Origin of the sequence: Roseateles toxinivorans (assembly GCF_004362525.1) — a bacterium.
Classification (GTDB): Bacteria; Pseudomonadota; Gammaproteobacteria; order Burkholderiales; family Burkholderiaceae_C; genus Paucibacter; species Paucibacter toxinivorans.
This window is the reverse complement of record NZ_SNXS01000004.1, coordinates 434164-455971: the sequence shown is the minus strand read 5'-3', so window position 1 is coordinate 455971 and position 21808 is coordinate 434164. Positions and strand designations below refer to the sequence as shown.

18 protein-coding genes and 1 tRNA gene are annotated in these 21808 nt (G+C 66.2%); 8 read left to right on the top strand and 11 right to left on the bottom strand.

What is annotated here, in order from left to right; genetic code table 11:
* Window positions 1–279: 279 nt before the first annotated feature.
* The 5 genes from DES47_RS17180 to DES47_RS17160 all read right to left on the bottom strand — a co-directional run bounded on the left by DES47_RS17180 (window position 280) and on the right by DES47_RS17160 (window position 3971).
* A tRNA-Val gene (locus DES47_RS17180) sits at window positions 280–354 on the bottom strand.
* Between the two features lie 71 nt (window positions 355–425).
* Window positions 426–1139 carry a DNA polymerase III subunit epsilon gene (dnaQ, locus tag DES47_RS17175; protein ID WP_133701950.1) on the bottom strand — a complete coding sequence of 238 codons (714 nt, stop codon included), beginning with the start codon at window positions 1137–1139 and terminating at the stop codon, window positions 426–428.
* Between the two features lie 12 nt (window positions 1140–1151).
* Window positions 1152–1955 carry a prolipoprotein diacylglyceryl transferase gene (gene lgt / locus DES47_RS17170; protein ID WP_133701949.1) on the bottom strand — a complete coding sequence of 268 codons (804 nt, stop codon included), beginning with the start codon at window positions 1953–1955 and terminating at the stop codon, window positions 1152–1154.
* Between the two features lie 72 nt (window positions 1956–2027).
* The gene (locus tag DES47_RS17165; protein WP_133701948.1) at window positions 2028–3014 is read right to left on the bottom strand and encodes a tetratricopeptide repeat protein; all 987 of its coding nucleotides are present in this window, start codon (window positions 3012–3014) and stop codon (window positions 2028–2030) included.
* A 66-nt stretch (window positions 3015–3080) separates the two neighbouring features.
* Window positions 3081–3971 (bottom strand): LysR family transcriptional regulator, encoded by an 891-nt coding sequence (locus DES47_RS17160; protein ID WP_133701947.1) that lies wholly within the window; start codon window positions 3969–3971, stop codon window positions 3081–3083.
* A gap of 99 nt (window positions 3972–4070) precedes the next feature.
* Between DES47_RS17160 and ilvD the strand changes: the two genes are divergently transcribed.
* Window positions 4071–5750, top strand: a complete 1680-nt coding sequence (ilvD, locus tag DES47_RS17155) for a dihydroxy-acid dehydratase (protein ID WP_133701946.1) — start codon at window positions 4071–4073, stop codon at window positions 5748–5750.
* An 8-nt stretch (window positions 5751–5758) separates the two neighbouring features.
* On the opposite strand, the gene DES47_RS17150 is transcribed toward ilvD, so the two are convergent.
* The gene (locus DES47_RS17150) at window positions 5759–6007 is read right to left on the bottom strand and encodes a TIGR04438 family Trp-rich protein (protein WP_133701945.1); all 249 of its coding nucleotides are present in this window, start codon (window positions 6005–6007) and stop codon (window positions 5759–5761) included.
* A gap of 112 nt (window positions 6008–6119) precedes the next feature.
* On the opposite strand from DES47_RS17150, the gene DES47_RS17145 reads away from it, so the two are divergent.
* From DES47_RS17145 to DES47_RS17135, 3 genes are all read left to right on the top strand, one after another.
* Window positions 6120–6431, top strand: coding sequence for a c-type cytochrome (locus DES47_RS17145; RefSeq protein WP_133701944.1), 312 nt, complete (start codon window positions 6120–6122; stop codon window positions 6429–6431).
* 90 nt (window positions 6432–6521) lie between these two features.
* Window positions 6522–8294, top strand: a complete 1773-nt coding sequence (locus DES47_RS17140; RefSeq protein ID WP_133701943.1) for a SulP family inorganic anion transporter — start codon at window positions 6522–6524, stop codon at window positions 8292–8294.
* Window positions 8295–8543: 249 nt separating this feature from the next.
* A complete protein-coding gene (locus tag DES47_RS17135) occupies window positions 8544–9800 on the top strand; it encodes a hypothetical protein (RefSeq protein WP_208115035.1) in 1257 nt (418 codons plus the stop codon).
* A gap of 296 nt (window positions 9801–10096) precedes the next feature.
* Here the strand turns inward: DES47_RS17135 and DES47_RS17130 are convergent, their stop codons facing one another.
* A complete protein-coding gene (locus tag DES47_RS17130) occupies window positions 10097–10468 on the bottom strand; it encodes a hypothetical protein (protein WP_133701941.1) in 372 nt (123 codons plus the stop codon).
* A 150-nt stretch (window positions 10469–10618) separates the two neighbouring features.
* Complete coding sequence (locus DES47_RS17125; protein ID WP_133701940.1) at window positions 10619–12421, bottom strand: glycoside hydrolase family 15 protein; 1803 nt, start codon at window positions 12419–12421, stop codon at window positions 10619–10621.
* 130 nt (window positions 12422–12551) lie between these two features.
* Between DES47_RS17125 and DES47_RS17120 the strand changes: the two genes are divergently transcribed.
* A complete protein-coding gene (locus DES47_RS17120; protein ID WP_133702181.1) occupies window positions 12552–14783 on the top strand; it encodes an alpha,alpha-trehalose-phosphate synthase (UDP-forming) in 2232 nt (743 codons plus the stop codon).
* A 13-nt stretch (window positions 14784–14796) separates the two neighbouring features.
* Window positions 14797–15543 (top strand): trehalose-phosphatase, encoded by a 747-nt coding sequence (gene otsB, locus DES47_RS17115; RefSeq protein WP_243748346.1) that lies wholly within the window; start codon window positions 14797–14799, stop codon window positions 15541–15543.
* Between the two features lie 16 nt (window positions 15544–15559).
* Here the strand turns inward: otsB and DES47_RS17110 are convergent, their stop codons facing one another.
* Entirely contained in the window at window positions 15560–16072 is a 513-nt protein-coding gene (locus tag DES47_RS17110) for a MarR family winged helix-turn-helix transcriptional regulator (protein ID WP_133701938.1), read from the bottom strand.
* Window positions 16073–16088: 16 nt separating this feature from the next.
* Complete coding sequence (gene acs / locus DES47_RS17105; protein ID WP_133701937.1) at window positions 16089–18035, bottom strand: acetate--CoA ligase; 1947 nt, start codon at window positions 18033–18035, stop codon at window positions 16089–16091.
* A 209-nt stretch (window positions 18036–18244) separates the two neighbouring features.
* Between acs and DES47_RS17100 the strand changes: the two genes are divergently transcribed.
* Window positions 18245–18898 carry a TIGR00645 family protein gene (locus DES47_RS17100; protein ID WP_133701936.1) on the top strand — a complete coding sequence of 218 codons (654 nt, stop codon included), beginning with the start codon at window positions 18245–18247 and terminating at the stop codon, window positions 18896–18898.
* A gap of 49 nt (window positions 18899–18947) precedes the next feature.
* Here DES47_RS17100 and nhaA read toward each other — a convergent pair whose 3' ends face one another.
* Window positions 18948–20111, bottom strand: coding sequence for a Na+/H+ antiporter NhaA (gene nhaA, locus DES47_RS17095; protein ID WP_133701935.1), 1164 nt, complete (start codon window positions 20109–20111; stop codon window positions 18948–18950).
* A 122-nt stretch (window positions 20112–20233) separates the two neighbouring features.
* Between nhaA and DES47_RS17090 the strand changes: the two genes are divergently transcribed.
* The gene (locus DES47_RS17090; protein WP_133701934.1) at window positions 20234–21763 is read left to right on the top strand and encodes a fumarate hydratase; all 1530 of its coding nucleotides are present in this window, start codon (window positions 20234–20236) and stop codon (window positions 21761–21763) included.
* The last annotated feature ends 45 nt before the right edge of the window (window positions 21764–21808 follow it).

Below are 21808 nucleotides of genomic sequence, written 5' to 3'. Positions count from 1 at the left end.
CTTGCGATGCGAGCCCACGGCCCTTCAGAGCCGAGATGCGCTCGAGCTCTCCAGGCTCGACGCTGACCTTCCAGGACCTCCCAGTCCGCTTGCTGATACTTGCCATGATCTGTGCACCGATCTGTCGCCTTGCGGCGGTTGCAGGTACGGCTGTCAGTGGCGCAGAATTGGCGCAAAACCGCGAATGTGACAGCCGATCGGGCGTGATCGGGAGTTACAAGAAACGACGCGGGAAAGAAAAAACCCCGTGAAGTCAATGACTTACGGGGTTTTTGATCTTGGTGGGCGGTGCAGGGTTCGAACCTGCGACCCCTGCCGTGTGAAGGCAGTGCTCTACCGCTGAGCTAACCGCCCGGTATCTTGTGTGAGTATCGCTACTCTACCGGGATCCAACATTGCATCGCTGCTTTGCGGGAAGCCTCAAATTATGCCACAGTTTTTTCGCGTGCCCGCCAAATTGTTTTGCCGCCGCTTGCCTTGTCGAGATCGGCCAGCACCACTTCGTGGGCGGCCAGCTCATCGGCGCTGGGCTCGATGACGCTGAGCGTGAAGGTGGCAAAATCCACCGCGGCAATGGCCAGTTCGCCGTCGCTGCTGCCGCCTGCATCGATCAGCAGCGCGTCCTGGCCGCGGGTCATGCGGATGTAGACCTCGGCCAGCAGGCCCGCATCGAGCAGCGCGCCGTGCAAGGTGCGGTTCGAGTTGTCGACCTCCAGGCGCTTGCACAGCGCGTCCAGCGAGTTGGACTTGCCGGGGAACATCTCGCGCGCCATCAAGAGGCTGTCCTTGATCGAGCCCACGCTTTGTGCAAATGGCGGACGGCCCAGGCGCTTGAGTTCCTCGTTGAGGAAGCCAACGTCGAAGCTGGCGTTGTGGATGATGATCTCGGCGCCGGCCAGATAGTCCATCAGCTCGTCGGCGATGGCCGAGAACAGCGGCTTGTCGGCCAGGAACTCCTCGGTCAGGCCGTGCACCTTCAGAGCCTCCTCATGGCTGGGACGCTCGGGGTTGACGTAGAAGTGCTTGTTCTCGCCGGTCAGCTGCCGGTTGATCATCTCGACGCAGCCGACCTCGACCAGGCGGTCGCCCGACTCGGGGCTCAGGCCGGTGGTTTCGGTATCCAGGAAGATTTGACGCACGGTTTGGTCCTCTCAGGTCTTTGCTGCTGATTTGGTGGCAACCAGCCAGATGACGGCGCCCAGCGCGATCATCGGCACGCTCAGCCACTGGCCCATGCTCATGTTCAGCGCCAGCGGGCCCAGGAAGCTGTCGGGCTCCCGGAAGTACTCGGCGATAAAGCGGAACAGCCCGTAGCCGATCAGGAACATGCCCGAGACCTGGCCGGTGGCGCGCGGCTTGCGTGCATACAGCCACAGCAGTACGAACAGCAGCATGCCCTCCATCGCGAACTGGTAGAGCTGCGAAGGGTGGCGCGGCAGCAGCGACTCCGACTGCGGAAACACCATCGCCCAGGGCAGCGAGGGGTCGGCCGCCCTGCCCCACAGCTCGCCATTGATGAAGTTGCCCATGCGGCCCATGGCCAGCCCGGTCGGCACGCAGGGCGCGATCAGGTCGGTGACCTCGAAGAACTTGCGCTTGCGCAGGTAGGCGAACAGGGCCATCGCCGCGATCACGCCCAGCAGGCCCCCATGGAAGGCCATGCCGCCCTTCCAGACCGCGAACACCTCGCCAAGATTGCTCAGGTAGTAGCCGGGCTTGTAGAACAGCACATAGCCCAGGCGCCCGCCCAGCACCACGCCCAGCACGCCGAAGAAGAGCAGGTCGTCAACGTCCTGGCGCTTCCAGCCGGTGGACGCGTACTGCGTCTGCTTCACGCGCAGGCTGGCCAGCCACAGGAACAGGCCGAAGGCGGCCAGATAGGTCAGACCATACCAATGGATGGCCAGGGGGCCCAGCTTCAGGGCAATCGGGTCGAACTGGGGGTGTACCCACATGGGAGGCGTTCCTTGCGCGTCAGGCGTGCTTGCAGCCGCGCATCATAGTGGGTGCACTCCGCCGCTGGCGGATCAGGCCAGCTCGGCCAGGCGCTTCTTGGCGTCCTCCAGATTGCGCGGATTGGCCCGGGTGTTCTTCACAAAGCGCTCGAGCGCGGCCTTTGCACCGGCCTTGTCGCCCTTGGCCAGCAGCGCGATGCCCAACCGGTGGTCGATAGGCAGCTCGGCCGCCCCCTCCAGCGCACGGGCGCGCTCCAGCAACACGATGGCCTCATCGGCCTTGCCGCCATCGATCAGCACGCGGCCCAGGCCATAGGGGCCGATGGCATGGCCGGGATAGTCGCGCACCAGCAGTTCGAACATCGGCCGGGCCTTGGCGGGCTGCTTGTCGCTCATCAGCTTGAAGGCCATCTGGCCCCAGACGCCGCGGGCCTCGTCGCGCAGACCCTTGTCATCGCTCTTGATCGAGTTCAGCTCCCGCTCGGCATCCGCCCACTTTTCTTCCTTGGCGGCAATGCGCGCGCGCAGCAGCTTGGCCTGTTCGGGCTGTTTGGCTTGCACCGCTTCGGCCGCCTCCCTGGCCTTGGAGACGCTGCCGCCGGCAATCGATGGTGCCATCAGGTAGTACTGCACCAGGCCGTCGCGCGCCTCGAAGAACAGCGGGTCCAGCTCCACCGCCTTGGAGAAGGCCTCCCGAATGCGGCTGGCCATACCCACCATCTTGAACATGCTGGCCGTCATCGCCTGCTGGCCGACCACGCTGCCCAGCGCGTAATGGCATTGAGCCGCTTGAGGCAGGCGCGCGACGCAGGCCTCGGCCGTCTTCAGCGCCGCCTCCAGTGCCGACGGTTCGGCGGTCGTGGTGGCGGCCAACGCCACCGCCAGATAGCCCTGCGCATCATCGGGCTGGCTCTGCACATGGGCGCGGCCCGCCTTGTCCAGCTCCACGGCCTTGCCGGCGTCGAGCCAGGCCATCCATTGCGGATCCTTCAGCGGACCTGCCTGGGCACTCAGGGCAGCCAGGGACAGCAGCAGGGCGGCGAGAATATTGTTCTTCAAAGAGAGTCTCCGTGGGGATGGGGTCCGGGCACAACGCCGGCCATCGAGCGGATGTTGACCGTCAAGCTATTTGGAGAGCTGCGCCCGCACATGAGCAGCGAAATGCTGCACTGTCGGTGCCGCATTCCGGGCCCAGAGCAGGCTGGTCTCGCACAGAGGGACGTCGCCACGCAGGCGTTTATAGCTGACGCCGGGGCGCTGCAGACCCATCACCGCTTCGGGCACCCAGGCCGCGCCCATGCCGGCCGAGACCAGGTTGACGATGGTCTGCATCTGTATCGCCTCCTGCTCGATCTGCGGCGTGACCCGGTGGGCGCTGTAGAAGGACAGCATGGCGTCGAACAGCGAGGGCGCGATCTCTCGTGGGTACATCACCAAAGGCAGGGCCAGCGCGGCTTGCAAGGGGATGTCGTCCTGCGCGGCCAGCGGGTGGTCGCTGCTCAGTGCCAGCACCATAGGTTCGCTGCTGACACGCAGCACCTCGAAGCCGGGTGGCACGCCACCGGGCGCATGGATGGCAAAGCCGGCGTCCATATCGCCGCTGGCAAAGGCCTGCAACTGCACGTCCCAGGTGGCCTCGCGCAACTGCAGCTCAATGTCCGGCTGGGCGGCACGGAAGCCGCGCAGCCAGCGCGGCATCTCGCCATAGCCGACGGTGGATACGAAGCCCAGCCGCAGCCGCCCTCGCCTGCCCTCGGCGGCGGCACGCACCAGCGGCGCCAACAGCTCGGCATCGGCCAGCAGACGCTGGGCCTGCGGCAGCAGGGCCAGGCCGGCGGCAGTCAAAGCCACGCTGCGCCGGGTGCGCTCGAACAGCAGCGCGCCGAATTCGCGCTCCAGGCCCTGGATGGCCTGCGTCAGCGGCGGCTGGGTCATGTGCAGGCGGGTGGCGGCGCGACCGAAGTGCAGTTCCTCGGCCACGGCCACAAACTGGCGCAGCGGACGTAGCTCGATCATTGATATGCCTTGCGTATCAGTTAGCCCCTAAACATATATTGGAACAGAAGCTTGGGGCCACGCATACTCGCGAGCATTCACCCGCCGGAGAACCCCCACATGAACTACAACCGCCGCTCCAAGAACATCACCGAGGGCGTGGCCCGCGCACCGAACCGCTCGATGTATTACGCGCTGGGCTACCAGAGCGAGGACTTCGTCAAACCGATGGTTGGCGTGGCCAATGGCCATTCGACGATCACGCCCTGCAACTCCGGTCTGCAGCGGCTGGCCGATGCGGCGGTGATAGGCCTGAAGGAGGCTGGGGCCAACCCGCAGATCTTCGGCACGCCGACGATCAGCGACGGCATGGCCATGGGCACCGAGGGCATGAAGTACAGCCTGGTCTCGCGCGAGGTGATCTCCGACTGCGTCGAAACCTGCGTCGGCGGCCAGTGGATGGACGGCGTGCTGGTCATCGGCGGCTGCGACAAGAACATGCCCGGCGGCCTGATGGGCATGCTGCGCGCCAATGTGCCGGCCATCTATGTCTATGGCGGCACCATACTGCCTGGCAAGTACAAGGGCCAGGACCTGAACATCGTCAGCGTGTTCGAGGCCGTGGGCCAGTTCAGCGCCGGCAAGATGAACGAGGAAGACTTCTGCCAGATCGAGCGCCGTGCCATCCCCGGCAGCGGCTCCTGTGGCGGCATGTACACAGCCAACACGATGAGCTCGGCCTTCGAGGCGCTGGGCATCAGCCTGCCCTACTCGTCGACGATGGCGAATGTGGAAGAAGAGATCGTCGCCAACACCAAGGAGTGCGCCCGCGTGCTGGTCGAGGCCATCAAGATGGACCTGAAGCCGCGCGACATCGTCACCAAGAAGGCGATCGAGAACGCGGTGGCGGTGATCATGGCCACCGGCGGCTCGACCAATGCGGTGCTGCACTTCCTGGCCATCGCCCATGCGGCCGAGGTCGAGTGGACCATCGACGACTTCGAGCGCGTGCGCCAGCGCACGCCGGTGCTGTGCGACCTCAAGCCCAGCGGCCAGTACCTGGCCATCGACCTGCACCACGCCGGCGGCATTCCGCAGGTGATGAAGGTGCTGCTGAACGCCGGCGCCCTGCATGGTGACTGCATCACCATCACCGGCAAGACGGTGGCGGAGGTGCTGGCCGATGTGCCCGATGTGCCACGCGCCGACCAAAAGGTCATCCGCAACCACGACAATCCCATCTATGCCCAGGGGCATCTGGCCATCCTGAAGGGCAATCTGTCGCCCGAGGGCTGCGTGGCCAAGATCACCGGTCTGAAGGTGCCGGTGATGACAGGCCCGGCCCGCGTGTTCGAGGACGAGCAATCGGCGCTGGCCGCCATCATGGCCAACAAAATCGTCGCCGGCGACGTGATGGTCTTGCGCTATCTGGGCCCCAAGGGCGGGCCGGGCATGCCCGAAATGCTGGCACCGACCGGCGCGCTGATCGGCCAGGGTCTGGGCGAGAGCGTGGGCCTGATCACCGACGGCCGCTTCTCCGGCGGCACCTGGGGCATGGTGGTGGGCCACGTCGCACCCGAGGCCTATGCCGGCGGCACCATTGCCCTGGTGCAGGAAGGCGACAGCATCACCATCGACTCCCACAAGCTGCTGCTGCAGCTGAACGTCTCCGACGAGGAGATTGCCAGGCGCCGAGCCGCCTGGACGGCACCGGCGCCGCGCTACACCCGCGGTGTGCTGGCCAAGTTCGCGAAGAATGCGTCGAGCGCCAGCGAAGGGGCTGTGCTGGACAAGTTCTGAAGCACCACTTACTTGCGCTTGCGTTTGGTCGTGTCTATGCCCAGCGCCTCAAGTGATTTGTTCCGGCGGGCGTCCTTTCGCTCGTCGAGCTTCTTCATTTCCTGTTTCTGGGTGTAGCCCACCTTGTCGGCCCAGGCCCACCACAGCACGGCCAGGCCAAAGGGCAGCAGCACCCAGAACCAGCTCCAGCCGGCGACCGGCGAGACCTCGCCGAACTTCATCACCAGCAACAGCACCCCGACCACGACGAACCACATGGAATTCACCTCTGAAGCATTGAGTGGCGAGGATACGGCTTTTCGCCGCTGACCCTACAATGATCCAGGTTCTAGTTCCTCTCCACCTGTTGAAGGCTCCCGAAAGGTACCCATGAAGACGATGATGTTTGCACTGGCCGCTGTGGCCGCCGCCCTGAGCTCCAGCTCCGCACTTGCCAACGCCGAGCTGGCCCAGAAGAAGAACTGCATGGCCTGCCATGCAGTGGACAAAAAGGTCGTCGGCCCGTCCTACAAGGATGTGGCCGCCAAGTACAAGGGCCAGAAGGACGCCGAAGCCAAGCTGGCCGAGAAGATCGTCAAGGGCGGCTCGGGCGTCTGGGGCCCAGTGCCCATGCCTGCCAACACGCAGGTCAGCGCCGACGAGGCCAAGCAGTTGGCCCAGTGGGTGATGGCCACCAAGTGATGGCCTTGATGCGCCTGTGGCGCTGAGAGACAAAGCCCCGCCCGCGGGGCTTTTTCATTGTTGCCGACCACACCGCATCGAACAGGACCCATGAGCGATTCGGACCCCGTCCCGGCCGCACGACAAGGACTGCAGTCCGCGCGCCCCAGTGGCTGGCGGCGCTGGCTGCCGGGCCTGCATCTGCTGAGCCGCTATGACCCGGCCTGGCTGCGCCATGACCTGCTCGCCGGCCTGGTACTACCGGCGGTGATGGTGCCGGTCGGCATCGCCTACGCTCTGGCCTCGGGCGTGCCCGCGATCTGCGGCCTGTATGCCACCATCTTCGGACTGCTGGCCTATGCCCTGTTCGGCCCCAGCCGAGTACTCGTTCTGGGGCCAGATTCGACCCTGGTCGCCCTGGTCATCGGCGTGGTGCTGCCCCTTTCCGGCGGCGACCCCGCCCGTGCGATGGCCCTGGCCGCCATGCTGGCCATCGTGTCCGGTGGACTGTGTGTGATGGCGGGCCTGGCGCGGCTGGGCTTTGTCACTGAACTGCTGTCCAAGCCGATTCGCTACGGCTACCTCAACGGTATTGCACTGACCGTCGTCGTCAGCCAGCTGCCCGCATTGCTGGGCATTTCCGCCGACGGCACAGGCATCGTAGCCCAGACCCAGGCGTTGCTGGAGGCCCTGCGCACCGGCCAGACCCAGCCTGTGGCCCTGGTGCTGGGCCTGGCCACCCTGGCCGTGCTGGCGGTATTCAGGCGCCGCGAGCGCCTGCCCGGCGTGCTGATCGTCGTCATCTGCGCCACCGCGGTCTCGGCCCTGCTCGATCTGGGAGCACGCACCGGCCTGGCCGTCGTCGGCCCGCTGCCCCAGGGCCTGCCGAGCCTTGCCCTGCCTCTGCTCAACGTCGGTGACATTGTGCCGGTGCTGCTCGGTGGCCTGGCCGTGGCCCTGGTGTCCTTCGCCGACACCAGCGTGCTGGCGCGCAGCTATGCGGCGCGCTCGGGCAGCCGGCTGGACGCCAATCAGGAGATGATCGCGCTGGGTGCCGCCAACCTGAGCGCCGGGCTGTTCCAGGGCATTCCGGTCAGCGCCAGCGCCTCGCGCACGCCGGTGGCCGAAGCAGCGGGCGCACGTACCCAGTTGGCCGGGGTGATAGGCGCCCTCGCCGTGGGACTGATGCTGCTGTTCGCCCCCGGCTTGCTGCAGCACCTGCCCAAGGCCAGCCTGGCCGCCGTGGTGGTGACCGCTGCCCTGGCGATGCTGACGGTTGCCGACCTGAAGCGCATCTATCGCGTCCAGCGCTGGGAGTTCTGGCTGTCGATCGTCTGTACGGCCGGCGTGGTCGTGCTCGGGCCGATACAGGGCATAGGCCTGGCCATCGCGATGGCGCTGATCGAGTTCCTCTGGGCCGCCTGGCGCCCGCATTTCGCCGTGCTGGGCCGGGTCGATGGCATCAAGGGCTACCACGACATCGTCCGCCACCCCGAGGCCAGGGTCGTCCCCGGCCTGGTGCTGTTCCGCTGGGACGCGCCGCTGTTCTTCGCCAACGCCGAGCTGTTCCACAACCGGGCACTGGAAGCCGCTGCGGCCTCGCCGACCCCGGTGCGCTGGCTGGTGGTGGGTGCCGAACCCATCACCAACATCGACATCACCGCTGCCGACATGCTGGACGAACTGGACCATAGCCTGCAAGCGGCAGGCGTTCAGCTGTGCTTTGCCGAGCTGAAGGGGCCGGTGAAAGACAAGCTCAAGCGCTTCGGCCTGTTCTCGCAACTCGGTGAGCAGCGCTTCTTCCGCACCCTGGGCGAGTCGGTCAGTGCCTATCTGAAGGCCAACGCGGTCGAATGGGTGGACTGGGAAGACCGGCGGGGCTGAGGCCTCAATGCCTGTCACTGATTCTTTTGGGCCATTGCCTGTGCCTCCGCTTCTCCCTAATCTGCCGCTTCCGTCCTGTCGCGGAGAACACAGGGAGAGATCGTGAGCGTTTCGAAGTGGATGGCAATAGGCGCACTCGGACTGGCCCTGCTGGCATGCGGCGGCGGGTCAGGCACAGAGTCGCCAACGCCAACGCCAGAGCCGTTGCCGCCGCTGTCGACCGAGCTGGCGCTTCAGGACCGGCGGATCGTGAAGCTGCGGGCTTCGGGCAATGCCTGGATGGCGGTGGCAGAGAAGCCGCGTCCGCATGAAGACAACACGGCGCCCGACCGCCACCTGCTGGTGGCACCGCCCGGAGCGAGCGCTGCCCTGGAATTCACGCCACCGGCCGGCTGGGCGCTGATCGATTCGGTGCTGCACCCTTCAGGCGAGCTGAGCGTGGTGCTGGCGACTGCCAGACAGCTGCGCCTGTTGCGGCTGGGCGCACAGGCACAGCAGATCGGCAATGCGGACTTCGTCGATCCGCTGACGGCAACCGACCCAATCTTCAGCGAAGGCGGCAGCAGCTTCGTTCATGACTCCAGTTCACAGCTGCCCTTCGCCACGCGCGACGCGGTGCGCATAGCGGCGGCCGGAGAGAACCTGGTGATGGCCCTGCGGACCGGCCGCCATGCGGTCGTCGCCTACGGCCTGAGGTATGCGCGTGAGCAGGGCGACTTCACGATCGGCTGGCGCACCTTGGTCGAGCCAGGCGTCGCCATTGACGCCGAAGCGTATCGTGGCGGCAGCGGAACCTTCGATCCCTTCAATGGCATGGAGAACCAGTTCCATGTGGCGCTCGACGTCGATGCCGCCGGACAGGTCGCCATCGGTGTGGCACTGACCCGCACCGAGCTGGTCTATGGTCACAACCGGCAATTCAATGCCAACCTGCCCGGCACCTTGCTGAACGGCGTGTTGCTGACCCAGCTCCGGGCGGATGGTCTTAGACTGCACACGACGGTGATCGACACCGCCCACTTCTCGGAGCTGCACGGCCTGCGTTGGATCGGCGCGCAGATCGCCTTGGTCGGGCGTGTGCGCACGCGGGCCGAAAGTACCGGCTGGGACGGCTTTGTCGGCCTGGTCAGCCAAGGCAGGCAGACGCCGGACAGCTACCGATTGATAGACATCGACCGCAGCGACCTGCTGCTCGATGTGGCGCGCCTGCCGGATGGCCGGCTGTTGTTTGCCGGCAGTACGGGCTACACGCAAAATCCCAGCGGGCGCAGCGTATCCGAAGAGGCGGCGCCCCTGCTCGCCGTCAGCGCAGCCGACGGAAGCGGTGCACGTCGCCTGGCCCTTACGGCCGGCGCTCGCCACAACCAGGCCTGGACCCTGGCGCAATGGGGCGGCAAGTGGTGGGTAGGCGGCATGGAGGACGGGCCCGGCACGCACACCGACGACGCGGATCCCAGCCGGCTGCGCAGCAAGGGCTTTGTGAGGGCGCTGGCCACCATCGACTGAGGGCTTCGCTGGCCAGGCGATCGAGCGCCCTAGGGCTGGCAGCCACGACCGCACCGCAAGGCGTGCCTGCAATCGCAAGGCTTCAGACACCAACTCCTGCAGGCCTGCGGCACGGGCCATGTCGGCTTGACACCGCGCAGCACCGGCGGCTGCAACATTGTCTCCATCGAATTGCGCCAATGCACAGTCCAGCCGAGCGATGCGGGCGAGCAGATTGGGATGGCTGCTGCTCTCGCTGATGACGGCCAGGCGCCGGCGCAGCGAACGATCGGGCGGCTCGTCCAGCGTGATCCGGCTCAGCACGCCGGTGACGGCATACTGCGAAATCCGCAACGGGCCGCTGCTGTCGCGCAGCAGCGGCTTGGCCGCGAAAAGAGATAGATCAGCAGGCGGGCGGGCCCATCGGCCGTCACCCAGTTGTCGCTGGCGCTGAATGGCCAGGTCCGGGTGCTGAACAGGCTCAGCGTGGCGTACTGGCCCGGGTTGCCAAAGCCATTGACCAAGTGCCAGCTCCGCTGGGCCACACCGTCGTCGGTCAGCACCCGTTGCCGCCAGTCGGCAACGTTGAAATCATCTGGGTGAAGCCGATGCTGGCCCAGACCGGAGCGGCCAACGCAGGTGCTGGCCAGGCAAGAAGCGTTGCACGCATCTAGGGTTCCTCGCTTCATGCATCGATGGATGCGCGACCGGCCGCCGGGGACATCCGGCAGGCCTGGTCGGCGACCCTGTGTGCAATTTTCCCGAGTAGCGTCTCTGCAGCGTCTCTCAGCAAGCAAGACGTCTGGCAGTGAGCGCCCATTGTCCGTCCGTCGCGCCATTCAGACCATGTGATCCCAGGGTTTTGACAAGCGCATCGCGCCATTGATGATGCCCACCATCGAATAGGTCTGCGGGAAATTGCCCCACAGCTCGCCGGTGGCCGGCGACAGATCCTCGGACAGCAGACCGACATGGTTGCGCCGCTCCAGCATCGCTTCGAAAATCGCCCGCGCCTCGTCGATACGACCGATGCGGGCCAGTGCGTCGATGCGCCAGAACGAGCAGACGTTGAAGGCGGTCTCGGGGCGACCGAAGTCATCCGGCGCCTCATAGCGGCGCATGAAGGGGCCGTCGCACAGGCTGTGCTCCATCGCGCGCACGGTGCTGACGAAACGCGGATCGCGGGGATTGATGAAGCCGACCTCGCACATCAGCAGCACGCTGGCGTCGAGTTCCTGCCCACCGAAACTCTCGGCAAATGCCCCACGGCTCTCGCTCCACGACAGGCGCAGGATCTTCTCGCGAATGACCTCGGCGCGCTGCGCCCAGAAGTGCCCGCGCTCCGCCAGCCCGAGAGCCTGGGCGATCTTCATCAGCCGGTCGCAGGCGGCCCAGCACATCAGCGAGGACGAGGTGTGGATGCGCGCGCGCGTGCGCAACTCCCACATGCCGGCATCGGGTTGCTCATGCAGCAGCCAGGCCTGCTCGCCGATGTGCTCCAGGTTGGCGAAGTCGTCGGCATCGGCGCGCCGCAGCAGGCGATGGTCGTGAAAGGCCTGGGCCGACCCGAGCACGATATTGCCGTACACATCATGCTGAAAATGCTCGTGGGCCTGATTACCCACCCGCACCGGTCCCATGCCTCGGTAGCCGGACGGGCCTACGACCAGGCGCTCGGGCAGCGCGGCCTCCAGACCGATGCCATAAAGCGGCTGCACATGGCCGCGCGCCCCGCGCACCACGTCCTGTAACCAGCGCAGGTAGTCCTCCATCGTGCCGACCTCGGACAGGCTGTTCAGCGCGCGCACGACGAAGAAGGCATCGCGCAGCCAGCAGTAGCGATAGTCCCAGTTGCGCTGGCTGCTGGGCGCCTCGGGAATACTGGTGGTGACAGCGGCGATGATGGCGCCGGTCTCCTCGAACTGGCACAGCTTGAGCGTGATGGCCGCACGTATCACCGCATCCTGCCATTCCAGCGGCAGGGCCAGGCGCGAGGTCCAGTGGCGCCAGTAGGCCAAGGTCTGCTCCTCGAACTCTCTGGCGGTTTCCTCGATGCCTCCGGCCAGCGACTCATCTGGCCCCAGCAGCAGGCTCACCGGGCCATGCAAGGAGAACCAGGTCTCGTCCACCAGATAGGTCAGCGGCACATTGGTGTTGAGCCGCAGGGTCCACTCAGGGGCGACAAAGCGCAGGTGGTTACTGCCGCGCGTCGTCACCGGCGTGGTGGCGCCCCAATCGGCACGGGGGCGCACGATGAAGCGCACCCGCGGATGGCCGGCCAGAGGCCGTACACGCCGCACCAGCTGGGCCGGGCGGAACATGCGGTCATGTCTGCGGTAGCGGGGCGCAAAGTCCAGCACCTCGACGCCCGAGCCGTCGGCTGCGAACATGCGCGTGCGCACCACCGCCGTGCCGGGCTCGTACTGCTGCGTGCTCTGCGCCAGCCCCTCCAGCTCGACGGCCATCGTGCCGTCCAGCGCGATGCCCTCGGCCGAGTCCAGCAGCGCATGGAACACCGGGTCGGCATCGGGTCGCGGCATGCAGCACCAGACCATGCGCGCCTGAGCATCCACCAGTGCATTGACGGCGCAATTGCCGATCAGGGCCAGCGCCAAGCTGGCCTCGCGGGACGGTTGGATCATCACGAACCTCCGGTCATCAGGGAACCAATGGCGTCAACCGCTGTCCATAGCGGTCGATGTACATTTGACCAAATTCATTCTGACAGCGTTTCACCGTCAGTGTTCCGGATCAGCCGCGGCCCCCATCATGATGAACACCCTGCGTCTGCAGTTCCGGTTTCTCGTTCCGCTGGTGCTGACGTTGGTGGCCGCAGCCTATCTGGCGTTGCCCCTGCTGGACAGCGTGACACTGCGCTGGTTCTCGCGCGACCTTACGCTGCGCGGCGCGCTGGTGACCAACACCCTGTCCGACTCGCTCGCGGCCGCGCTGCAGGAGGGAGGCGATTTGCGGCTGCAGGGCCTGTTCATCCGCGCCGTGCAGGACGAGCGCCTGGTCGCGGTCGGTCTGTGCAAGCTCAATGGCGAGTTGCTGCAGCGCAGTGCGGCCTACCCGATGGACCTGGGCTGCGCCCATGCGCGCGAGCTGTTCGCCGAGGTCGTGCCAAAGCTGCCGCTGGCAGGCGGCATGGTGCATGTCGGCGTGCACCCGGTCATGGTCGAGGGCAGCCACCAGGCCGACCTGGTGCTGCTGCACGACCTGAGCTTCGTCGAGCGGCGCAGCCAGGATACGCAAAAATACTTGATCGCCTTCATGGCAGCCCTGGGCGTGATCATTGCCCTGATCACCGTCGTCGTGGCCCAGCTGAGCTGGCGCGGCTGGGTGTCCGGCGCGAGGGCACTGCTGCGCGGCGAGGGCCTGGTGACGCCCCTGCTGAACCAGCGCGAGCTGGCCCCGTTGGCGGCCGACTTCCGCGAGCGCCTGCGTGATCTGGAAGACGCCTACCGGCGCTCGCTCGACCGCGAGGACCATTGGGATCCGGAGCGCCTGCGCGCCCTTTTGCGCTCACAGCTGCGCGGTGACGAGCTGATCGTGGTCTCCAACCGCGAGCCCTATATCCACGAGAAAGGGGACGGCGGCGTGGTCTGCAAACGCCCGGCCAGCGGGCTGGTGACGGCCGTCGAACCGGTGATGCGGGCCTGCTCCGGCACCTGGATCGCCCATGGCAGCGGCGGCGCCGACCGCCAGGTGGTGGACAGACAGGACCGCGTGATGGTGCCGCCGGGCAGCGATGAATACACCCTGCGCCGCATCTGGCTCACCCCCGAGGAGGAACAGGGCTACTACTACGGCTTTGCCAACGAGGGCCTGTGGCCGCTGTGTCATGTGGCCCACGTGCGGCCGGTGTTCCGCGAATCGGACTGGGAGGCCTACCGCCGGGTCAATGAACGCTTCGCCGACGCCGTGGTGGCCGAGGCACGCAGCGAAGACCCGGTGGTGCTGGTGCAGGACTACCACTTCGCCCTGCTGCCCGCGCTGATACGCAAGCGCCTGCCACGCGCCACCATCCTGACCTTCTGGCACATCCCCTGGCCCAATCCCGAGTCCTTCGGCATCTGCCCCTGGCGCAATGAGCTGCTGGAGGGGCTCCTGGGCAGCACCATCATCGGCTTCCACACCCGCTTCCACTGCAAGAACTTCATGGAGACGGTGGACCGCAACCTGGAGGCCCGCATCGAGGTCGAGCACTCCACCATCACGTCCAACAAGCAGACCACCCTGGTCGAAAGCTACCCGATCTCCATTGCCTGGCCCGACGAGGCCGAGCGCGCCGCCTGGCCCAGCGTGGCCGACTGCCGTAGCGCCGTGCGCAGCCGACTGGGTTTGCCGGCCGACCACAAGCTGGCCGTGGGGGTGGACCGCTTCGACTACACCAAGGGCATTCTGGAGCGCATCCATGCGGTCGAGCGCATGCTCGAGAAGCACCCGGACTGGGTAGGACGCTTCAGCCTGCTGCAGGTGGCGGCGCCCTCGCGCAGCGAGCTCGATGAATACAAGCTCTTTCAGCAGCGCATCCGCCAGGTCACCGAGCGCGTCAACACACGCTTCGGCCGGCCAGGCTGTCTGGCCGTCTACCTGCTGGCCGAGCACCATGAACACGCGGCAGTGAACGAGCTCTACCGCGCCGCCGATGTGTGCGTGGTGACCAGCCTGCATGACGGCATGAACCTGGTCTGCAAGGAGTTCATCGCCGCCCGCGACGACGAGCAGGGTGTGCTGCTGCTGAGCCGCTTCGCCGGGGCTGCAGCGGAGTTGACCGAGGCCCTGATCGTGAACCCCTATCACGTCGAGGAAAGCGCCGATGCCTTGCTCAAGGCCATCACCATGCCCGCACCGGAGCAGCGCGAGCGGATGGGCAATCTGCGCATCACCGTGCGTGACTACAACGTGTTTCGCTGGGCCGGGCGCATGCTGGCCGACGCCGCCCGCTGGCGCCTGCGAGAGCGCATCGAGGCGCGCATGCAGCGCCCCTCCCATGACTGAAGGCGGCCCTCCCATGCGCCACCTGTTCTGCGCGGCCGGTGAGCAGGCCATCGTGCAACTGATGCAGCGCCCCGTCCTGCTGGGCTTCGATGTCGATGGCACGCTGGCGCCCATCGTGGCCCGCCCCGATGACGCCCAGGTACCGACCGGCATTGCACGCCGCCTGGCCGCGCTGTCACAGCGCTGTCCGGTGGCCGTGATCACCGGCCGCTCCATTGCCGATGTGCGACCGCGGCTGGGCTTCGAGCCGGCCTATGTCGTCGGCAACCATGGCGCCGAAGGCCTGGACCACGGCGTTCAGGCCCCGGGTCTGTCCCTGCTGCTGCAGCGCCTGCAGCCGCACGCCGCTGCCCTGCATGCCGCCGGCGTTCAGGTCGAGGACAAGGGCCTGTCGCTGGCGCTGCACTACCGCCTGGCGCGTGACCGCGACGCGGCCCTGCGCACGATCTCGGAGCTGCTGACCGAGTTGCCGGCGGACCTGCGCAGTTTTGGTGGCAAGTGCGTGGTCAACATCGTCGCCCGTCATGCACCCGACAAGGGCGATGCCGCGTTGGCCCTGCTGCGGGCCAGTGGCTGTGAAGCGCTGCTGTTCGTCGGCGATGACGTCAACGATGAGGCGGTGTTCGAGCGTGCCCTGCCCGGCTGGTTGACGGTGCGCATCGGCCGTGCGCAGGGTCACAGCAGCGCCATGTTCTTCCTCGACAGCACGGCCGAGATGAGCTCCCTGCTGGAGCGCGTCCAACGCGCGCTCGGGCCCTGAGCCGTAGGTGGAACTCCTACTGACCGAGCGGGATACTGGCGCCGCGCTCGTCGGCGCCAAGGGCGCTGATCAAGAGGCCCAGATCGGCATCCAGGCGCGCCAGCGTGCTCGCGTCCAGGCTGGCCAGCGCCTGCGGCAGCACACCGGCGAACGGGCCTGGCGCGCGCTTGAGGACCCGGGTGCCGCCGGGCAGCACACGCAGCTGCACGGTGCGACGGTCGGGCCCGTCCTTGGCCGCCGTGACCAGCTCACGATCGATCAGCCCCTTGACCAGATTGCTGGCGGTCGACTGGTGCACATCCATCGCCCTCGCCAACTCGGTGACGCCGATGCCCGAGCGGGCGCCGATGATGCTCAGCGCCCACAGCTGAGCGCCACCAATGCCGGCCTTCTTCTCGACCTGCTGGAAGTGCGACTTGACCGCATTGAAGACCAGGCGAAAGCGGCGCAGGACCTGTGCCGCAGGCTCGCTGAGGCCCGTGACGGGCGGGTCTCCGCCCCCCGCACCCGCCCCGCTCTGCTTTGCCATGTGTGGTCTGCCAGCCTCAATAGGCCTGGCCCAGCTGCTCCAGAATCGCCGGGTTCTCCAAGGTCGAGGTGTCTTGCGTGACGGCCTCGCCCTTGGCTACCGAGCGCAACAGGCGGCGCATGATCTTGCCGCTGCGGGTCTTGGGCAGGTTGTCGCCGAAGCGTATGTCCTTGGGCTTGGCGATCGGGCCGATCTCCTTGGCCACCCAGTCGCGCAGGGTCTTGGCAATCGCCTTGGCCTCGTCGCCGCTGGGACGCGGGCGCTTGAGCACCACGAAGGCGCAGATCGCCTCGCCGGTGGTGTCGTCCGGGCGGCCGACCACGGCAGCCTCCGCCACCAGCTCGGTGCAGCTGACCAGGGCCGACTCGATCTCCATCGTGCCCATGCGGTGGCCGGAGACATTCAGCACATCGTCGATGCGGCCGGTGATCGTGAAATAGCCGGTGTCGGCATCGCGGATCGCGCCATCGCCGGCCAGGTAATAGCCCTTGAGCTCGCTTGGGTAGTAGCTCTTCTTGAAGCGCTCCGGATCGCCGTAGATCGTACGGATCATGCTGGGCCAGGGCTTCTTGACGACCAGGATGCCGCCCTGGCCATTGGGCACATCATTGCCCAGTTCGTCCACGATGGCCGCGGTGATGCCCGGGAAGGGCAAGGTGCAGGAGCCCGGCACCAGCGGCGTGGCGCCCGGCAGCGGCGTGATCATGTGGCCGCCGGTCTCGGTTTGCCAGAAGGTGTCGACGATGGGGCAGCGACCGCCGCCGACGTGCTGGTGGTACCACTCCCAAGCGGCAGGGTTGATCGGCTCGCCGACCGAACCGAGTATGCGCAGGCTGCTGAGGTCGGACTGCTTCGGATGCACCGCCTCGTTGCTCTCGGCTGCCTTGATCAGCGAGCGGATGGCCGTCGGCGCGGTGTAGAAGATCGTGACCTTGTGCTTCTCTATTGTCTTCCAGAAACGCGCCGCATCGGGGTAGGTGGGCACGCCCTCGAACACGATCTCGGTGCCGCCCAGGGCCAGGGGCCCGTAGCTGATATAGGTGTGGCCAGTGACCCAGCCTATGTCGGCCGTGCACCAGAACACATCGTCGGGCTTCAGGTCGAAGGTCCACTTGGTCGTCAGCGCCGCATGCAGCAGATAGCCGCCGGTGCTGTGCTGCACGCCCTTGGGTTTGCCGGTGGAGCCCGAGGTGTAGAGCAGGAACAGCGGGTGCTCGGCGCCGACCCACTCGGGTTCGCAAGTCGTGGCCTGGCCGGCCAGTGCGTCGTGCAGCCAGACATCACGGCCCTCGACCCAGGCGATGTTGCCTCCGGTGCGCTTGTAGACGATCACATCCTTGCAAGTCGGGCAGCTGCCGCCCTCCAGCGCCTCATCGACGATAGCCTTCAGCGGCAGCTGCTTGCCGCCGCGCAGCTGTTCGTCGGCGGTGATGATCATCACCGCGCCCGCATCCTGCACGCGGTCGCGCAGACTCTGCGCCGAGAAGCCGCCGAACACCACCGAGTGGGTGGCGCCTATGCGCGCGCAGGCCTGCATCGCGGCCACGCCCTCGACCGACATCGACATGTAGATGACGACGCGGTCGCCCTTCTTCACCCCGCGGGCCTTCAGCGCATTCGCCAGCTGGCAGGTGCGGCTCAGCAACTCGCTGTAACTGACGCGCGTCACCTGGCCATCATCGGCCTCGAAGATGATGGCCGTCTTGTCACCCAGGCCGGCCTCGACATTGCGGTCCAGGCAGTTGTAGGAGACGTTCAGCGTGCCGTCCTCGAACCACTTGAAGAACGGCGCGTTCTCCTCGTTCAACACCTTGGTGAACGGCGTCTTCCAGCTCACCAGCTCACGCGCCAGGCGCGCCCAGTAGCCCTCGTAGTCGGACTCCGCTTCGGCGCAGAGCTTCTCGTAGGCGGCCATGCCGGCGACATGGGCGGACTTCATCGCGGCCTCGGTGGGGTAGTACATAGCAGTCTCCTGGATGTTGTTCGTGGCTGGCCCAGACTGTGGCGCGCCTCTCTGACTAAGCCCTTACTCTAGAGCGAAACCGCTTGAAACTCAGCCCCTCGCTAGCGTTTTTCCGCGCGCCCTGGTGCCGGGGTTTGCCCGCTTGCAAAGGTCTTGTCATGCGCAACCCCTAGAATCGCCCTCCCCAACGCAGTACCGACAAGCCCGCCATGACCAGCCCCAAGCCGAACACTCCCCGCAAGCTGCGCCCCCTGCCGAATCTGATCTTCGCCACGCGCTGGCTGCAACTGCCCCTGTATCTGGGCCTGATCCTGGCGCAGGGTGTGTATGTGTTCCAGTTCTGGACCGAGCTGGTGCACCTGATCGAGGCCGCCTTCGGCAACACGGCGGCCCTGGACATCCTTATCAAGAGCATCGGCTACAAGGGCGACATGACGCCGATGAAGCTCAACGAGACCATCCTGATGCTGGTGGTGCTCGGCCTGATCGACGTGGTGATGATCAGCAATCTGCTGATCATGGTCATCGTTGGCGGCTACGAGACCTTTGTCTCGCGCATGGGCCTGGAAGACCACCCGGATCAGCCCGAGTGGCTGAGCCACGTCAATGCCTCGGTGCTGAAGGTCAAGCTGGCCACGGCCATCATCGGCATCTCGTCCATCCACCTGCTGAAGACCTTCATCAATGCTGGCAACTACGAGGAGAAGGTGCTGCTGTGGCAGACCACCATCCACGTCGTGTTCCTGCTCTCGGCCCTGGCCATTGCCCTGACCGACCGCCTGCTGGGCGGCAGCCACTGGCTGGGCGATCTGAAGAAGCACCAGCTACGTCCGACCGGCGCCTCGGAGCCGGCACAGCACTGAGCGAGCCCCCCCCCGCTCGGGGCCGAGGCTGATCGGTCGGCGGCAGGCCTCAGGTCCTGCCACGACTCAGTATCGCGGCGCCCAGCACCCCTGCCACCAGGGAGCCGCTGAGCACGCCGAGCTTGACGCTGGTCTCATAGCCGGCGTCCAGGCCCACAAAGGCCAGGCCGCCGATGAACAGGCTCATCGTGAAGCCGATGCCGCAGAGCACGCAGATGCCGAAGAACTGGGTCCAGGTGGCCCCGGCCGGGCGCGCGGCCCAGCCCAGCTTGATCATCAGCCAGCTGCTGCCGAACACGCCGATCACCTTGCCCAGTACCAGGCCGGCGGCAATGCCCAGCGGGATGGGCTGCAGCAGCGCCTCGAAGCTCAGCCCCTGCAGCGACACGCCGGCATTGGCAAAGGCAAACATCGGCAGCACCATGAAGGCCACCCAGGGGTGCAGGCCATGCTCGATGGTCTCCAGCGGCGAGTTGCCGGCCTTGTCGCGCATGGGCACGGCCAGCGCCGTGGCCACGCCGGCCAGCGTCGCGTGCACGCCCGACTTCAGCACGCACAGCCACAGCAGCAGGCCCACCAGCATATAGACATCGACCCGCGTGACGCCGGCCCGGTTCAGCGCGAACAGCACCGCCAGTCCGACACCGGCCGCCGCCAGCATCGGCAGGGACAGGTTTTGTGTGTAGAACAGCGCGATCACGACGATGGCGCCCAGGTCATCGATGATGGCCACCGCCGTCAGGAAGATCTTCAGCGACAGCGGCACCCGCGAGCCCAGCAGCATGACGATGCCGATGGCAAAGGCGATGTCGGTGGCGGCAGGAATCGCCCAGCCGCGCAGGGCCACCGGGTCGGCATGGTTGATCGCGGCATAGATCAGTGCCGGCGCGATCATGCCCCCCAGCGCGGCGACCGCCGGAAGCACCGCCTGCGACCGCGAAGCCAGCTCGCCCTCGACGAACTCGCGCTTGATCTCCAGCCCGACCAGAAAGAAGAACACCGCCATCCACAGGTCATTGACCCAGACCAGCAGCGGTTTGCTCAGCACCAGCCAGTCGCCACCGATGCGCAGCTCGCCGGGAAGGCGGATGAAGCCCAGGTAGTTCTCGGCCCAGGGCGAGTTGCTGACGATCAGGGCCAGCACTGCGGCCAGGGCCAGCACGATGCCCCCGGCCGATTCACTGGCAAAGAAACGCTTGAAAGCTGCGGTCATCAGGAAAAATCCCTTTCAGTACACTTAGACGTTTGATGCAACGCCCCCTGTGAGCCTACCGTAAGGCTGCGCTGGCAGGCTTGCTGCCCTCCCCGCCCCCAAGTTGTTGCGAGCCCTCCGCCATGAGCACCACCCAGATCAAGTACGCCGATTTCGTTGAAAGCATCGCTGCGGCGCTGCAGTACATCAGCTTCTACCACCCGGCCGACTACATCCAGCACCTGGCCCGCGCCTACGAGCGCGAGCAGAGCGCCGCGGCCAAGGACGCGATCGCGCAGATCCTGACCAACTCCAAGATGTGCGCCGAGGGCCACCGCCCGATCTGCCAGGACACCGGCATCGTCAATGTCTTCCTGAAGATTGGGATGGACGTGCGCTTCGACGGTTTCAAGGGCTCGGTCCAGGAGGCCGTCGATGAGGGCGTCCGCCAGGCCTACAACAACCCGGACAACAAGCTGCGCGCCTCGGTGCTGTTCGACCCGCTGTTCCTGCGCAACAACACCAAGGACAACACGCCGGCCATCGTCAATATGGAACTGATTCCCGGCAACACCATCGACGTGATGGTGGCGGCCAAGGGCGGCGGCAGCGAGAACAAGAGCAAGTTCGTGATGATGAACCCCAGCGACAGCCTGGTCGACTGGGTGCTGAAGACGGTGCCGACGATGGGCGCCGGCTGGTGCCCGCCGGGCATGCTGGGCATAGGCGTGGGCGGCACGGCCGAGAAGGCCATGCTGCTAGCCAAAGAGTCTCTGATGGACGACATCGACATGTACGAGCTGCTGGCCCGCGGCCCTCAGAACAAGCTCGAAGAGCTGCGCATCGAGCTGTACGAGAAGGTCAATGCCCTGGGCATCGGCGCCCAGGGCCTGGGCGGCCTGACCACGGTGCTGGACATCAAGATCAAGACCTACCCGACGCACGCTGCATCGAAGCCGGTGGCGATGATCCCGAACTGCGCGGCCACCCGCCACGCCCATTTCGTGCTCGACGGCTCGGGCCCGGCCTATATCGACCCGCCCAGCCTGGACCTCTGGCCCGATGTGCAGTGGGCACCCGACTACAAGAAGAGCCGCAGCGTCGACCTGAACACGCTGACCAAGGCAGAGGTGGCGAGCTGGAAGCCGGGTGAGACCCTGCTCTTGAACGGCAAGATGCTGACCGGCCGCGATGCAGCCCACAAGCGCATCCAGGACATGCTGGCCAAGGGTGAGAAGCTGCCGGTGGACTTCACCAACCGCGTGATCTATTACGTCGGTCCGGTCGATCCGGTGCGCGACGAGGTGGTCGGCCCTGCCGGTCCGACGACGGCCACCCGCATGGACAAGTTCACCGACATGATGCTGGAGCAGACCGGACTGATTGCGATGATCGGCAAGGCCGAACGCGGCCCGGTGGCGATCGAATCGATCAAGCAGCACAAGTCGGCCTATCTGATGGCTGTCGGCGGCGCCGCCTATCTGGTGGCCAAGGCGATCAAGGGTGCCCAGGTGGTCGGCTTTGCCGATCTGGGCATGGAGGCGATCTACGAGTTCGACGTCAAGGATATGCCGGTGACGGTGGCGGTTGATGCCGGCGGCATCAGCGTGCACAACACCGGCCCGAAAGAGTGGTCGGCCAAGATTGCCGGCATTCCGGTCGCCGTGGTCTGAAGAAACGGCTTGACCTTACAACGGTGGCAAGCCTGGCAGTGGCAT